At 72.4% G+C, this 15107-nt stretch carries 10 protein-coding genes; 8 read left to right on the forward strand and 2 right to left on the reverse strand.

Going from position 1 to position 15107, the window contains the following annotated elements:
• Window positions 1-45: 45 nt before the first annotated feature.
• From KOI35_RS23205 to KOI35_RS23215, 3 genes are read left to right on the forward strand one after another with little or no spacing between them, the layout of a single operon-like run.
• On the forward strand, window positions 46-3069 hold the full coding sequence (locus tag KOI35_RS23205; protein WP_215789951.1) for an FtsX-like permease family protein: 3024 nt from the start codon (window positions 46-48) through the stop codon (window positions 3067-3069).
• Entirely contained in the window at window positions 3066-6065 is a 3000-nt protein-coding gene (locus KOI35_RS23210) for an ABC transporter permease family protein (protein WP_215789953.1), read from the forward strand. Before KOI35_RS23205 ends, KOI35_RS23210 begins: the two co-directional genes overlap by 4 nt.
• Before the next feature lie 19 nt (window positions 6066-6084).
• A complete protein-coding gene (locus KOI35_RS23215; RefSeq protein WP_215789956.1) occupies window positions 6085-6738 on the forward strand; it encodes an ABC transporter ATP-binding protein in 654 nt (217 codons plus the stop codon).
• Between the two features lie 7 nt (window positions 6739-6745).
• Here KOI35_RS23215 and KOI35_RS23220 read toward each other — a convergent pair whose 3' ends face one another.
• Window positions 6746-7588 (reverse strand): ABC transporter ATP-binding protein, encoded by an 843-nt coding sequence (locus tag KOI35_RS23220; protein WP_215789958.1) that lies wholly within the window; start codon window positions 7586-7588, stop codon window positions 6746-6748.
• A gap of 70 nt (window positions 7589-7658) precedes the next feature.
• On the opposite strand from KOI35_RS23220, the gene KOI35_RS23225 reads away from it, so the two are divergent.
• Window positions 7659-8597 carry a ribose-phosphate diphosphokinase gene (locus KOI35_RS23225; protein WP_215789961.1) on the forward strand — a complete coding sequence of 313 codons (939 nt, stop codon included), beginning with the start codon at window positions 7659-7661 and terminating at the stop codon, window positions 8595-8597.
• Window positions 8598-8771: 174 nt separating this feature from the next.
• Here the strand turns inward: KOI35_RS23225 and KOI35_RS23230 are convergent, their stop codons facing one another.
• Entirely contained in the window at window positions 8772-9857 is a 1086-nt protein-coding gene (locus tag KOI35_RS23230; protein ID WP_215789963.1) for a lytic polysaccharide monooxygenase auxiliary activity family 9 protein, read from the reverse strand.
• Between the two features lie 147 nt (window positions 9858-10004).
• Here KOI35_RS23230 and KOI35_RS23235 point away from each other — a divergent pair, with 147 nt between their 5' ends.
• The 4 genes from KOI35_RS23235 to KOI35_RS23250 all read left to right on the forward strand — a co-directional run bounded on the left by KOI35_RS23235 (window position 10005) and on the right by KOI35_RS23250 (window position 15044).
• The gene (locus tag KOI35_RS23235) at window positions 10005-10349 is read left to right on the forward strand and encodes a hypothetical protein (protein WP_215789965.1); all 345 of its coding nucleotides are present in this window, start codon (window positions 10005-10007) and stop codon (window positions 10347-10349) included.
• Window positions 10324-11025, forward strand: coding sequence for an SIR2 family NAD-dependent protein deacylase (locus KOI35_RS23240; RefSeq protein ID WP_215789967.1), 702 nt, complete (start codon window positions 10324-10326; stop codon window positions 11023-11025). Before KOI35_RS23235 ends, KOI35_RS23240 begins: the two co-directional genes overlap by 26 nt.
• A gap of 68 nt (window positions 11026-11093) precedes the next feature.
• Window positions 11094-13124 (forward strand): hybrid sensor histidine kinase/response regulator, encoded by a 2031-nt coding sequence (locus tag KOI35_RS23245; RefSeq protein WP_246613635.1) that lies wholly within the window; start codon window positions 11094-11096, stop codon window positions 13122-13124.
• Between the two features lie 111 nt (window positions 13125-13235).
• On the forward strand, window positions 13236-15044 hold the full coding sequence (locus KOI35_RS23250; RefSeq protein ID WP_308121128.1) for a serine/threonine-protein kinase: 1809 nt from the start codon (window positions 13236-13238) through the stop codon (window positions 15042-15044).
• Window positions 15045-15107: the final 63 nt, after the last annotated feature.

Genomic DNA, 15107 nt, shown 5'->3' on the forward strand with positions numbered 1-15107 from the left:
CCTCCGGGTGGCGTAACCTCCGGGTGATCTGTCGGGGGAGGGTGGATGTTCGCGCTCATCTGGGGTGCGGTGCGAACACGTACCGCCCAGGTGCTGACCGTGCTCGTGCTGACCACCCTGGCGTCGGCCGTCGCGGCGGCGAGTCCCTGGTTCGCGTACGCGAGCATCAACCGCGCGGCCGCCGCCGACGTGGCCGCCGCCCCGGCCGAGCAACGCACTGTCTCGGTCCGCCGGATAGCCGACACCCAGGGCGATCCGCAGTCCTCGGTCGACGAGTTCGTGTCGATGGTGGGCGGTCTGCTCCCGCTGCCGCAGGCCGACCCGGTCACCGGGCTGGCGCTGCCGCTCACGGTCACCACGGCCGGCGCGACCCCGCCGATGAGCATCGCGTTCCGCGACGGTTTCTGTTCCCACGTACGCCTCGACGGAAAGTGCCCGGCCGCGGCCGGTGAGGCGGCGGTCAGCGTGTCCGCGGCGCAGCAGTTGGGCCTCGGCCTCGGCGACAAGCTGACACTTCGCGCCTCGCCCAACGCCGCGCCGGTCAGCCTCACCGTGGTCGCGCGGTACGCGTACGCCGATCCGGCCGGGCCGTACTGGAGCAACCCGCTCTTCGAGGCCGAGCGCGGCTTCGACCCGGTGTTCACCCCGATCGATACGTTCCGCGAGCGGCAGCTGTGGGAGCCGACCGTCACCTTCGACGTGACCGTGCCGGACGCCCTGCTCCGCGGCGACGGCGGCTACCGGCTGGGCCGGGTGCTGCGCGACGCCGAGGGCGAGCTCGGCTCCTCGGGCCTGCGGCTGGTCTATGCCAGCGGGCCGCTGCTGACCGCGATCGACAACGACCGGGCCGAGATCCGGCTCGGCGCGGTGATCGCCACCGTGCAGACGCTGATCCTCACCTGGTTCGCCATCGGCCTGGCCGGTCGCTACACCGGGCGCGACCGGCGGGGCGACGCCGCCCTGCTCAAGCTGCGCGGCAGCACCCGCTGGGCGATGCTGCGCCTGGCCTGGGGCCAGCATCTGCTGCCGTTGACCGCGGGCGCGGTGCTCGGTCTGCCACTGGGCTATCTGCTGGCGTGGTGGCTGGCCGGCCCGGTCACGGTCGGCGTTCAGCGTGTGGAGGCCGGGCTGTTCTCGCTGGCCGCGGCGGGTGCCGTGCTGCTCGGCGGCCTGCTCGTGCTGGCCGTGGTCGAGGGCGTGGTGCTGCGCCGGTCAGTGGCCGAGCTGCTGCGCCAGGTGACCTCGGGTCGCAACGACTGGCGGGCCGGTCTGGTCGACCTGCTGCTGCTGGCGATCGCGGTGGCGGCCGTCTATCAGGCCCGGTCGAGTGCGCCCGACAGCGGACTCGCGCTGGCCGCCCCGGCCCTGGTCGCGCTGGCGGTGGCGTTGCTGCTGGCCCGGCTGCTGGGCCGCATCGCCGACCGCGGCGGCAGTGCCGCGCTGCGCACCGGGCACCTGCGGTTCGGCCTGACCTCGGTGCAGGTGTCCCGGCAGACCGGCAGCGACCGGCTGTTCGCGCTGGTGGTCGTGGCGGTGGCGCTGTTCGCGACCACGCTCGGCCTGTGGCTGGGCGACCGGGCGATCCGGGTCGAGCGGGCCGGCTCCGAGCTCGGCGCCGACCGGGTGCTGCACGTGCAGGCGGCCAACCGCGCCGTGCTGCTCGACGCCGTGCGCACCGCCGACCCGGCCGGCGACAAGGCGATGGCGGTGGTGCTCGACCGCACCAGCACCACGTTGCCGCCGGTGCTCGCGGTGGACAGCCCACGGCTGGCCGCGGTGGCCGACTGGCGGCCCGAGTACGGCCCGGTCGGGCGGCTCGCGGCCGAGACCGCCGCCCGCCCCGGCCCCGAGCGGCTGACCGCGGTGACCGGCAACCGGATCGAGGTGCGGGTGCGCGCCACCGTGCGCCAACCGGCCGCGCTCGGCCTCGACCTGCAAAATCAGCGCACCGGTGCGCCGGTGACGGTGCGCCTGGGCACGCTGCGTGCGGGCGAGCAGACCCTCAGCGCGCCGGTCACCGGCTGCACCGAGGCACCCGGCTGCCGCATTCTGCGCTGGGTGCTGAGCAGCCCGCCCGAGCCCAACGGCAACGTCCCGCCCGGGCCCCGGGGCAGCGCGGTCACCATCAGCGGCGTCACCCAGCAGGGCCCGGCGGCCGAACTGCTCGGCGCCGCCCAGCTCGGCGACATCGCCTACTGGCGGTCGGGCACGGTCGGCGCTGCCCTCGACATCGCGGCCGGTAACGCCGGGCTGCGCATCGCGGTCGACCCCAACATCCAGGGCATCCCCGACATCGGCACCCAGGTGTGGGCGGTGCAGAGCGCCTTGCCGCCGCCGATCGTGCTGGCCGGGCCGGCCCCCGAGACGTGGCGGTTCGGCGAGCCGTCGCTCGACACGTTCGGGCCGCAGCCGGTGCCGGTCCGTGTCGACGGCACGGCCTCGGTGCTGCCCGTGGTCGGCCACAGTGGACTGCTGCTCGACCTCGAGACGGCGCTGCTGATCGGCGGCGACGCCAGTGCGCCGGGCGAGTTCCAGGTCTGGCTCGCGCCGGGCGCCGGCGACGACGTCGTGGACGCGTTGCGGGCGGCCGGGCTGACCATCGGGGGCGAGGAGTCGATCGCCCACCGGTCCGGTCAGTTCGCCGACCAGGCACCGGCCGCGATCGCCCGGTTCGCCGTGGTCGCGGGCGCGGTCGGACTGCTGCTGGCGGCGGCGGCCGTCGCGGTGGCGGGCACGGTCGACCGGCGCACCCGGCTCGACCAGCTGCGGGCGCTGCGCCTGCAGGGCCTGACCTTGCGGGTGGCGCTCGGCACGGCGTACGCGGGAACTCTGGCTCTGATCCTGATCGGACTGGTCGCCGGGCTGGTGGCCGCGGCGATCGCGAATCCGCTGGCCCGGGTCGGCGTGCGCGGCTTCACCGACGGCTGGAACGTGCTGCCGCCACCGGGTGCGCTCGGCTGGACGGCGCTCGCCCTGGCCGGGGCGGCCGCGCTCGTGGTGCTCGGGCTGGTCGGCTGGCTGGCCACGCTGCCGCTGGTCCGCGGGCTGCGCGGGGAGGCCGGCCGATGATCCGGCTCGTGCTCGCGATGGTCTGGACCCGGCGCGGCCAGTCGGTCACGCTGGCGCTGCTGGCCCTGGTGGCGGTGGCCTCCGCGGTCGCCGCCCCGGCCTATCTGACCGCGATCGACCGGGCCATCGCGGCCGGCCAGATCGAGACGTCGACCCCGGCCGAGCGGGGCCTGGTGATCGCGGGCACCCAGGACAACCGCGTCGACAGCGGCGCCCCCGACTTCGCCAACATCGGGGCCGCCCTGATCGAGCTGCCCGGCTTCGACTACGTCTACGGTTCGTCGTTCCCGACCGTCGGGCTCACCAAGGACCGCACGTACGCCGATCGGATGGTCTACCGGCAGGACCTGTGCGCCCACGTCCGGATCGTCGACGGGCGCTGCCTGGTCGGCGAGGACGACGTGATCGTGGGCGCGGCGGCGGCGAAACGGGCCGGGGTGACCGCGGGCGACGCCGTGACGCTGACCTTCGCCCAGTTCGTCGACGACCCGCACGACCCGTACTGGGACCCCAACGGCATTCCCAAGCGCCTGGTCATCGCGGGCGTGTACGAGGTGAACGACCCGAACGAGCCCTACTGGGGCACGCACGGCTACTTCACGTCGATCCCCGGCCGCGGACCGACTCAGCCGATCTTCACCGGCCCGGTCACCTTCGCCACCATCGACCACGGCATGACCGACCTGTCGATCGACGGCGCCGCCCGGCCCGAGGCGCTCGACGTCGACAAGCTCGAGGCGCTGCGCTCGGGTCTGCTCTCGCTCACCCGCAAGGCCACCGAGATCGGCCCCAACCTGCAGGTCGACACCGAGATCCCCTACCTTCTGACCCGCATCGACTCCGGTCGCGCGGCGGCGCACCTGCTGGTGCCCGCGCTGGCCGTCCCGCTGGTGCTGCTCGCCTGCTTCAGCATCTTCCTGGCGGTCAGCTACGGCACCTCGGGCCGCCGGCCCGAACTCGCCCTGGTCGCGCTGCGCGGCTCCCGCTGGTGGATCCGCTGGTGGCTGGCCATCGGCGAAAACCTGGTGGCGATCCTGGCCGGAGCGGTGGCCGGCTGTCTGGCCGGGCAACTGCTGGTCAACGCCGTCGCCGCGGCCCGGTTCCCCGGCGTCGGGGTCGACCCCGGCTGGGCCTCGCTGCGCTACGCCCCGCACGCCGCGGTGGCCGCCCTGGCCGCAGCCGTGCTGGCCCAGCGCCGCCAGCTGCTCAGCCCGGTCGCCGCCCTGCTGCGGCGCAACCCGGTGGCGGTCAACGGCCCCCGCGCGCTCGTCACCGAGGCCCTGGTCCTGCTGCTGGCCGTGATCTGCGCGGTGCAGCTGGCCGTGTCCGACGGCTCGCTCACCGGCGTCGGCCTGTTCGCGCCCGCCTTCGTCATCCTGGCCCTGGCCCTGCTCGCCGCGCGGGCCCTGCTGCCGCTGGTCACCCGCTATGCCACCCGGGCCCTCGAGGCCGGTCGGCTCGGCACCGCGCTGGCCGGCTTCCAGCTCTCCCGGCGCCCCGGCGCCCAGCGGCTGTTCGCGCTGCTGGTGGCGACCGTCGCGGTGGCCGGGTACGCGACCTGCGCGGTCGACGCGGCCGCCCGTGGACGAACGGTCCAGGCCGGGCTGGGCGTCGGCGCCGACCGGGTGCTCGAGGTCGAGCCGGTGTTCCGGGGCCAGCTGCTGCACGCGGTCCGCAGCGTCGACCCGGACGGGCGGTTCGCCATGGCGACGGCGCGGCTGCGCAACAGCACCGGCCTCGAACCGCTCGGCCTGGCCGTCGACTCCACCCGTCTGGCCGCGGTGGCGACCTGGCCCGGCCGCGGTCCGTCCGCCGACGAGGTGGCCCGCGACCTGCGCCCGTCATCGGCCGGCCCGATGGTGATCGGCGGTCAGGATCTCACCCTCAAGGCGACCGCCACCGGCGTCACCAAGGGCCGGGAACTGCGGCTCAACGTCGCCGTCTCGTCGCTGACCGACCTCGGTGACACCGTCATCGGGCTGGGCGACCTGCGCGAGGGCGAACACAGCTATCTGCAGCGGGCCGCGGTGTGCGCCCAGGGCTGCCGCGTCAACGGCATCCAGTTGCAGGTCAACAGCGGCGTGGTCGGGGTGACCGGCGACGTGACGATCGAGAGCATGAGCAGCGGGACGCCGGGCGACAACGTGGTTCTCTCCGACGCCGCGCGCTGGCGGATGGTCCGCAACGGCACGGTCAGCGCCGCCCCCGGCGGGCTGCGGATCCAGGTGAGCGCCCCGGGCGGAATGCCCGACGGCGCCTGGGTGCAGCCGGTCGACACCCCCTACCCGCTGCCGATCGCCTCGGCCGGAAGCGCGCCGAGCGGATACATCACCGGCCTCGACGGCAAGGCCGTGCCGGTCACCACGGTGGCGGAACTGCCCGCCGTGCCGCGCGTGGGCAGCCACGCGACCCTGCTCGACCTCGACCTGGCCGACCGCGTCGCGACCGACGCCGCCCCGGCGTTGCAGCCCGAGGTGTGGCTCAACGACCAGGCGCCGGCCGACATCGCCGAACAGCTCACCGCCCGGGGCCTGACCGTCGTGACCGACACCCGGGCGTCCCAGGTGCACCGCCGCCTCGACCAGGAAGGGCCGGCCCTGGCGCTCTGGTTCCACCTGACGGCGGCGGTGCTGGCCCTGCTGCTGGGCGCGTTCGCGCTGGTGCTGGCGGCGGCGGTCGACCGGGCCCGCCGGGTCGAAGACCTGTCGGCGCTGCGCACCCAGGGCCTGGGCGGTCCGGTGACCACGCGGGCGACCCTGTGGACCTATCCGGCGCTGGTCGGCATCGCGGCCGTGGTCGGCATGCTCACCGCGGCCGGCGCCTGGGCGGCGACCGGGTGGGCGCTGCCGCTGGCCGGTCTCGACCCGGTCGCCCTGCCCCTGCCGGGCTGGCCGCGGGTGCTCGTCCTGATCGGAGTGACCGCCGCGGTGCTGGTGGTGCTGGCCGCGGTGGCGCTGGCAACGGGCCGCGATCTGCGGGGCCGGATCAAACCATGACCCTTTCCAAGGAGGTTCGATGAGAAGTCTCAGCGTCATCGATGCGGATCTTGCCTGGGACCGTGACTTCACGGTGCTGCGTGGGGTGACGGTGGAGGCGCGGCCGGGGGAGATCCTGGCGGTGACCGGCACGTCCGGCGCAGGCAAGACGACGCTGCTCAGCGCCATGGCCGGGCTGCTGACGCCGGCCCGCGGGGAGGTGACGGTGGACGGCGAGCGGCTCACCGACCGTGATCAGGCGGTCAAGCTCGGCGTGGTGCTGATCCCGCAGGACAACGGGCTGGCGGCGATCCTGACCGCGGCCGAGAACATCTCGGTGGCCGTGATCGCGACCGGTGGCACGGCGGCCGAGGCGCGGCGACGGACCGCGGAGTCGCTCGAACCGCTCGGACTGTCGGGGCAGGCGAACCAGCTCATCGAGGAACTCTCGGGCGGCCAGCAGCAGCGCACGGCGATCGCGCGCGGGCTGGCGTTGCAGGGCGACGTGCTGCTGGCCGACGAGATCACCAGCGAGCTCGACGCCGCGAACCGCCAGCGAGTCATGGAGCTGTTGCGGGCCGAGGCGACGCGCGGAGCGGCGGTCGTGTTCGCCACCCATGACCCCGAGGCCGCGGCCGCCTGCGACCGCGAGCTGCATCTGGGCGACGGCGAGGCGGTCTGGGTCCGATCGTGAGGTCGCCTCAGGGGAGCTGCTCGGTGCCGCCGGGGACGAGGGTGACCTCGCCGTCGATGTGCTGGACCGTGAACAGCGTGCCCGGCGGATAGCTGCCGAGCACCTCGGGCGGGAGCTGGACCGTGCCGTCGCCCGCGACCACGGCGAAATCCTGCCCGTCGCGGCCCTCGGCACCGACCCGGCCGTCGCGGATCGTCACCGCACGGCCCAGCCGGGCGCCCACCTCGTTGTCGTGGGTGACGACCACGATCGTGGTCTGGCGTTCGGCGTTCACCGTCTCCATCGCGGCCAGCACCTCGTCGCGGCCCGCGGTGTCGAGCCGGCTGGTCGGCTCGTCGACCAGCAGCAGGCCGGGGCCGGTGGCGATGCCGACGGCCAGGGCGGCGCGCTGCCGGCCGCCCGGCGTCAGGTCGGACAGGCGCTGGCGGCCCTGGCCGGGCAACCCGACCAGGTCGAGGATGCGGTCGGGGTCGTCGAGCTGTATGCCGCGCGTGTGAGCCGCACGGCGCTGCGCCAGCCAGATGTTGCGGTGCAGTGACGCGTAGGGGAGAAGGTTTCGGGCCGCCCCCTGCAGCACCACGCCGATCTCGGTGCCGCGCAGGCGGGAGATCTCGCCGTCGGAGAGCTTGCCCATGTCGTAGGTGCCGATGTTGATCCGCCCGGCCGAGGGCCGCATCAGCCCGGCGAGCAGCGCGATCAGCGTCGACTTGCCCGACCCGGACGGCCCGACGAGCGCGAGCGTCTCACCCGGCGCGATCGAGAGGTCGACGCCCGCGAGAGCGACGACGTCGCCCGCCTCGGCGCGGTAGATGTGCACCACGCGGCGGCACGCCACAGCCAGTCCGTTCATGGCGATCACGCTAGCGTTTTTGGCAGCCCCGTGAAGCCCCGCCCGGGCATGGCATTTTAGGGTGAGGTACGTGCGCGACATCGCCGTTTTCTCCGGATCCGCCCATCCTGACCTCGCCGCCGAGATCTGTGAACACCTCGGGGTGCCCCTGCTGCCGACCCGTACGTCCCGGTTCGCCAACGACTGCATCGAGGTGCAGCTGCAGGCCAACTGCCGGGAGCGGGACGTCTTCCTGATTCAGCCGCTGGTTCCGCCCGTACAGGAAAATCTGGTCGAACTGCTCTTCATGCTCGACGCCGCCCGGGGTGCTTCGGCCGGGCGCATCACGGTCGTGCTGCCGCACTACGCGTACGCCCGCAGCGACAAGAAGGACGCCCCGCGCATCTCGATCGGGGGCCGTCTGGTGGCCGACCTGCTGACCACCGCCGGCGCCGACCGGGTGCTGGCCATGACCCTGCACTCGCCGCAGGTGCACGGCTTCTTCAACATCCCGGTCGACCATCTGCACGCGCTGCAGGAGCTGGCCCGCCACTTCCGGGGCTACGACCTCAGCAACACCGTGGTCGTGTCACCCGATCTGGGGAATGCCAAGGAAGCGGCCGCGTTCGCCCGGCTGCTCGGGGTGGACGTGGCGGCCGGCGCCAAGCAGCGCTACGCCGACGACAAGGTGGTGATCAGCACGATCATCGGTGAGGTGGCCGACCGCGACGTGATCGTGCTGGACGACGAGATCGCCAAGGGCAGCACGGTCTTCGAGCTGCTCGACCGGCTGCGTGAGCGCAACGTGCGCAGTGTGCGGGTGGCCTGCACGCACGGGCTGTTCGCGTCGAACGCCGTGCAGCGGCTTTCCGACGAGAAGGAGATAGAGGAGATCGTCTGCACCAACACGGTGCCGATCCCGGTGCCGAACCGTTCCGACAAGCTGACCATTCTGTCCGTGGCGCCCGCGCTGGCCGAGGCCATGCGGCGCATCCACAACGGAGAGTCGGTCAGCGCGCTGTTCGCTTGATTTAAATGTGGGGGACGGGGAGGGCAGGACACCGTCCCCCACAGCCCTGTGTTTCTTGCCGCCGGTTCGAACCGTGCTCCTTTCGCCGGGCGTCGGGTGATGGGAGCGCTCCCATCACCCGACTTTAACGGCTTCGCGCGGGCTGCGCCAGAGGAGCGTTTTCCCCGTACGGGATCAGGTGGTCGCCGTACAGGTGACCGTCGGAGCCGACGCCGTGCCGGAACCGATGAACCCGAATGTCGTCGTCCCGCCCGCGGACAGCGCACCGTTGTACGTGGCGTTCGTGGCCACCAGCGAGTTGCCGCTCGCGGTCACCGTCGAGTTCCACGACTGCTGCACCGTCTGGGCGCCGCCGTAGGCCAGCGTCACCCGCCAGCTCTTGATCGCCGCCGAGCCGGCCGTCACCTTGACGTCGGCCTGGTAGCCGCCCGACCACTGGCCGGTCAGCGCGTAGGTCGCCGAGCAGGCACCGGACGCGGGCGGGGTGGTGGTCGGCGGAGTCGTCGGCGGCGTGGTCGGGGGAGTCGTGGGCGGCGTGGTCGGGGGAGTGGTCGGCGGCGTCGTGGGCGGGGTGGTCGGAGTCGTGCCGCCGAAGTTCACGTCGCTGCAGAAGTAGTAGGACTGGTCGAGGTGGCTGGCCTGCCAGATCGTGTAGACCATGGCCCGCCCGCTACGACCGGACACCGACACCGGGATGTCGATCTCGACTCCGTCGCTGCGCTGGGTCCACTGCGCAGCCGGGGTGTTGCCGATCTGCGAGACCCGGTCGAGGTCCGACCACTTCAGGGCCGTGGTCGTCGGGTTGAAGCCCGGCTTGGTCACGTAGACCCAGATGTAGTCGGCACCGTGCCGCGCCCCGTCGAACAGCTTGACGTTGAAGCTGTTCCCGACGTTGGTGGCCGTCCAGTTCCCGACCGTGTCCATGGCGTTGTAGCGCCCGCCCTCGGTGTGGCCGGCGCTGCACAGCTGGCCGTCGGGGATGGCGCCCTGGTGGTTACCGGCCACGCCCTCACGGAAGAGGCCGTTCCAGTTCCACATCGCGTTCGGGTTGGCCTGCCACGCCTGCCAGCACATCGGGTCCTGGGTGGCCATCGTCGGGTCCTGGAACTTGCTGCCCCAGCGCTCGTAGCAACCGTAGTTGCGCGAGGCCGGGCCGGTGACGTTGCCGTGGGCGCTCGCGGGGGAGGCGGGCGCGACAAGGACGCTGAGGCCGGCCAGGAGGAGGCCGGCGACAGCGCTGAACAGAACTCTGCGTTTCATGGGGGATTAGCTCCGCATGGTTGGTGGTCCGGGGGGAGCTGCCCTCGACTCCCGAATCACTTACACCGGCGGGGTGTCGTAACACAATCGCCACAGAATTGACGATTGTCAATACTAGAGATTGACAGAGTACTTTACGGTGTGGTCGTGCAGCCGCATCCTCCCCCGGAACCCGAGTCGTTCCTCGAGAAGGAATACCTCGGCATCCCGCTCTTCATCCACATCGCGGCGACCGCTGTCACCTGCGGGCTGTGGCTCATCGTGCTTCTGGTCGTCGCTCCCGTCGAGTCGGCCAAGCGGCAGATCATGAATCCGGTCGACCGAGTGGTCGACTCTCTCTTCGAGAAGGCCCTCATGGCGGCCCTGACGATCCTGGCCGTGCCGGCCTACCTCCTCTACACGGGTGGTCAGTGGCTCTACAAACGCTGGAAGGCGCGGAGACCGAAGCCTGAGGCACACTCGTCCGATGGACCCCCTGGACCACGCGGCTGAGTTGATCGCCGGTGCACAGCGACTCGTCGTCTTCACCGGCGCCGGCATGTCGGCCGAGAGCGGCGTACCCACCTTCCGCGACGCCCTGACCGGGCTGTGGGAGCAGTACGACGCTCAGGAGCTGGCCACCCCGGAGGCCTTCGAGCGCGACCCGGCCCTGGTCTGGGGCTGGTACGAGTGGCGCCGCGAACTGGTCGAGCGGGTGTCGCCCAACGCCGGCCACGACGCGGTGGCCCGCCTCGACTGCACGCTGATCACCCAGAACGTCGACGACCTGCACGAGCGGGCCGGCTCCAAGAATGTTGTGCACCTGCACGGCAGCCTGTTCGCCCCGCGCTGTTCGGCATGCGGGCGCCCGGCCGACGGCGCTCTGCCGGGCAACCCGCCTGCGTGTGCGCACTGCGAGTTCCCCGTACGGCCGGGGGTGGTCTGGTTCGGTGAAGCGCTCCCGATGTCCGCGCTCAAGACGGCGGTGGAGTCCGCGGCCGACGCCGACGTGCTGGTCACCGTCGGGACGTCGGGACTGGTCTACCCCGCGGCCGAGATCCCGCACGTGACGGCCAAGATGGGCGGCACCGTCATCCAGGTCAATCCGCAGGCCACCCCGCTCGACGAGGCCTGCGCGATCAACCTGCGCGGCACCGCCGGGGAAGTGCTCCCAAAGATCATCCGGTAAATGGTTGCAAACCTGGCGAACCGGCACCACGCGACCCGTCCGACGCGGATCATGTCGTCATGGGTGTCATGGCTTACCCCCTCCGGTACGCACTTGCCGATCTCGCCCTGGCGCTCAGCCGGGTCTCGCACGATCCCGCCGCCGTGCAGTCCACGGCCGCCCGCGCCGCCGCCGACATGATCGGTGACGGCGCCGGTGTCCAGTTGCTGCGCGACGACGGCCGGTACGACTCGATCACGTACCACCACATCGACGACGAGCGCTCGGGTTCGATGGCCCGGGTGCTCGACCACGTCGACCAGCTCCCCGACGACGACTTCTCGACGGCGCTCGCGGCCAGCCGCCGGCCCATCGTGCTGGCCGGCGACGGCGTCGAGCCCCTGGCCGGGGAGGAACACGAGATCCACTCGGCCGTTCTGTGCCCGGTGATCGTCGACAACACGTACGCGGGCTATCTGGTGCTGACCCGCGAGGCGCCCGGATCCTTCTATTCCACGGCCGAGGTCGAGCTGGCCCGCGACATCGCCGGTGAGCTGGCCCTGGCCTGCTCGAGCGCCCGCGCCCTGGAACGGCTGCGCGCCAGCGAGGAGCGTTACCGCCGGGTCCTCGAGACGATTCCCGAGGGCGTTCTGCAGCTGGATCCGGACGCCGTGGTCACGTACGCGAACGAACCCATCGGTGTCGTCCTCGGCATGCCCCGGTCCCAGCTGGTCGGGGTCTCGCTGCGCGGCTTCCTCAACGACCAGGGCCAGAAGGAGCTGAACCGCCGCATCAACGAGTGCCGCGAGGGCCGCTCCACGGTCGGCGGCACGCGGCTCATGCGGGCCGACGGTTCGCAGCGCAGCGTCCGGATCAGCATGATGCCGCTGATGGGCGACCACGGCGAGTTCACCGGCGTGGTCTGCATGGTCACCGACACCACCGACCACATCGACGCCCGCGGGCTCAAGCGCCAGCTCGACCACCTGCGCCGGCTCGACAGCCTGGGCCAGCTGATCGGCGGCATCTCGCACGACTTCAACAACCTGCTGACCGTGGTCGGCGGCTCGGCCGAGATGATCTCCTCGTCGAGCGACGCGGACAGCCAGCACCACCGGCTGGCCGAGGACATCCTCGAGGCGGTCGGCACCGGGCGCTCGCTGACCCACCAGCTCCTCGCGTTCGGCCGCAGCGACGGCAACCGCCCCGAGATCATCCCGATCCCCGACCTCCTGACCGACGTACAGAGCCTGTTTTCCCGTACGCTCGGCGAGCACATCGGTCTTGACCTGGCCTTCGGTCCCGATGTGTGGGCCGTGAAGGCCGAACGCGGCCCGCTCGAGCAGGCGCTCGTCAACCTGGCCGCCAACGCCCGCGACGCGATGCTGCACGGCGGCATGCTGCGGGTGGCCGCGATGAACGAGGTCGTCGAGGCGGGCAAGGGCCCGGAGGGGGTCCCGCCCGGCCGGCTCGTGCACATCGTCATCACCGACACGGGTGTCGGCATGACCGACGAGGTACGCCAGCGCGCGCTCGAGCCGTTCTTCACCACCCGCCCGACCGCCGCTGGTCTGGGCCTGGCCACCACGGCCGGCATCGTGCAGGGGATCGGTGGTCACATCGAGCTCGAGTCCGAGCCGCGGATGGGCACCACGGTCCACCTCTACCTGCCCGCCGCCGAGGAGAAGACCGCCTCGGTGGCCGGCCGTCAGGGCGCGCCCGCGGTGATCGGCCGGGTCATGATCGTCGAGGACCAGCCCGAGGTGGCCCAGCTCGTACAGCGACTGATCGAGCCGGCCGGCTACGCCATCACGGTCGCCACCGACGTGCTGCAGGCGGTCAGCCTGGTCGCGGCCGGAGCGCATCCCGACCTGCTGATCACCGACGTCGTGATGCCGACGATGACCGGTCCCGAGCTGGCTGCGGCGCTGCGCACGCACCGGCCCGACCTGCCGGTGCTCTACATGTCGGGTTACACGGCGGCGTCGCTCGGCCCGCAGCTGCACCTCGACGACAACAGCATGCTGATCGAGAAGCCGTTCACCCGATCGACCCTGCTGGGGGCGATCCGAACGCTGGCCGGTACTCAACCCTCGAACGAGGGCGCCACCGCCAAGTAACGGGGATTCCGCGACTCCGACCGAAGGTGCGAAACCGGGCGCTGAGGCTTGCCTTTCGATCCGGACAAAAGCCAATATTCCGGGGCACTGTCCGCTTCGGAAGGACTTCGAGTGACTCAGGATCGCACGGCTGATCGTTCCAGTGTCGGAGCACGCGCCGACACGTACGGCACGTCGACCATGGACCTGAGCGGACGGTGCGTCGGCAGCTCGTACGTGCTCCAGCGCCCGATCGGCCAGGGCGCGACCGGCACCGTGTGGGAGGCGCTCGACCAGTCCACCGGCCGGTCGGTGGCGGTCAAGCTGTTGCACGAGAGCCTGCTGCGCCAGCCCAAGCTGGTCACCCGGTTCGTGCAGGAGCGCACGATCCTGCGGATGCTGCGCCACCGCAACGTCGTCCGGGTGCGCGACCTGTTCAGCGTGGGCGAGACCATCGGCCTGGTGATGGACCTGGTCAGCGGGGGCAGCCTGCGCGACCTGCTGCGCACCGAGCACACCGTCGGCCCCGGCGAGGCGGCCCGGCTGACCGCCCAGGTCGCCGCCGCGCTGGCCGAGGCGCACGACCTCGGCGTCGTGCACCGCGACCTCAAGCCCGACAACATCCTGCTGGCGATGGCCGACGGCCGCCCCGACACCCGCCTGACCGACTTCGGCGTGGCCCGCATCCTCAACACCCCGAGCATGACCACGCCCAGCGCGGTCGTCGGCACCCCGCACTACATGTCGCCCGAGGCCTTCCACGGCGCCACGGCCAGCCCCGCGACGGACGTCTACGCGCTCGGCGTGCTCCTGTACGAACTGGTCAGCGGACACCCGCCGTACATGAGCGACTCGATCCCCGACCTGATGCGCCGCCACCTGGAGGGCAACCCGATCCGCCGCCCCGGCATCCCCGGCCCGGTCTGGGACGTGATCACGGCCTGCATGGAGCAGAAGCCCCGCCTGCGCCCCACCGCCGCCGAACTGGTGGCCGACCTCTCCGACGCCGCCCGCCGCTTCGCCGACGTCCCGGCTCTGCCGCCACCGTCCACGGAGTCCCTGCTCGAACAGGCGCGTCCGGCGCCGATCCTGCAGCCCGCGATCGAGCCCGTACGGTCGGAACCGCTCCTGCCCCCGCCCCCCGAATCACTTGTCCCCGCACCGCGCCGCCCCGAGCGCCGCAACGCCGTCCCGAGCTGGCGCTGGGCCCGCCCCGGCGCCACCATGGCCCTGATCGCCGGCGCGATGGTCGCCTCGGCCGTCGCCACCACGGCCTGGAACATCGGCCGCTCCGACAGCACCCCGCAGGACCTGGCCGCTCCCCAGGTGGTCACCGCCCCTGCATCGACCACCTTGACCCGCCCCAGCTCGGCAGCGGCCGCACCGGGCCGAGCCGCAGCTACGGCCGCCGCCACCACCCCGGCCGGTGCTCCCGGCCGCCGCGCTCTCGCCGCCGACTCCCGGCCGATCTCCCCCTCGGCCACGCCCGCGCCCCCGGCGCCGCCGCGTTCCGCCGCCCCCGCGGCCACGCACACCCGGCCGTCACCGACGCGTTCCCCCAAGCCCGAGGCCAAGCCGTACGGCCCGTGGGAGTGCAGCTCCGGCATCGCGGTCGACTGGCAGACCAAGATGGGCGTGGTGGCCAAGCCGTGCCGGATGAGCGGCCGTGACATCCGCTACCAGGGTTCCCTGACCGGCCCCGGCGGTGGCCGCGGCCGCATCACGGTGGAACTGCAGGACACCAGCACCGGCCGTACCGTCGACGGCCCCCGAACCTGCGACAACCTGTCCTTCGAGGGCCGCCTGGGCACCCAGAACTGCGGCCCCGAATCCGCCAAGCCGGCCCGCGGCCACTCGTACGCCGTGGTCGTCTCGTTCAGTTACGAGCGCGAGGGCCAGACCCTGACCAGCAAGGCCAAGGGCCCCACCTTCACCTGGTAGCCACCCCTGTTCGCCGGCGCGGAAATACGGTGGAGGGGTTCGGCGTTCTGGCCTACCGTGATC

The sequence above is a fragment of the Paractinoplanes bogorensis genome, assembly GCF_018829635.1.
GTDB lineage: Bacteria > Actinomycetota > Actinomycetes > Mycobacteriales > Micromonosporaceae > Actinoplanes > Actinoplanes bogorensis.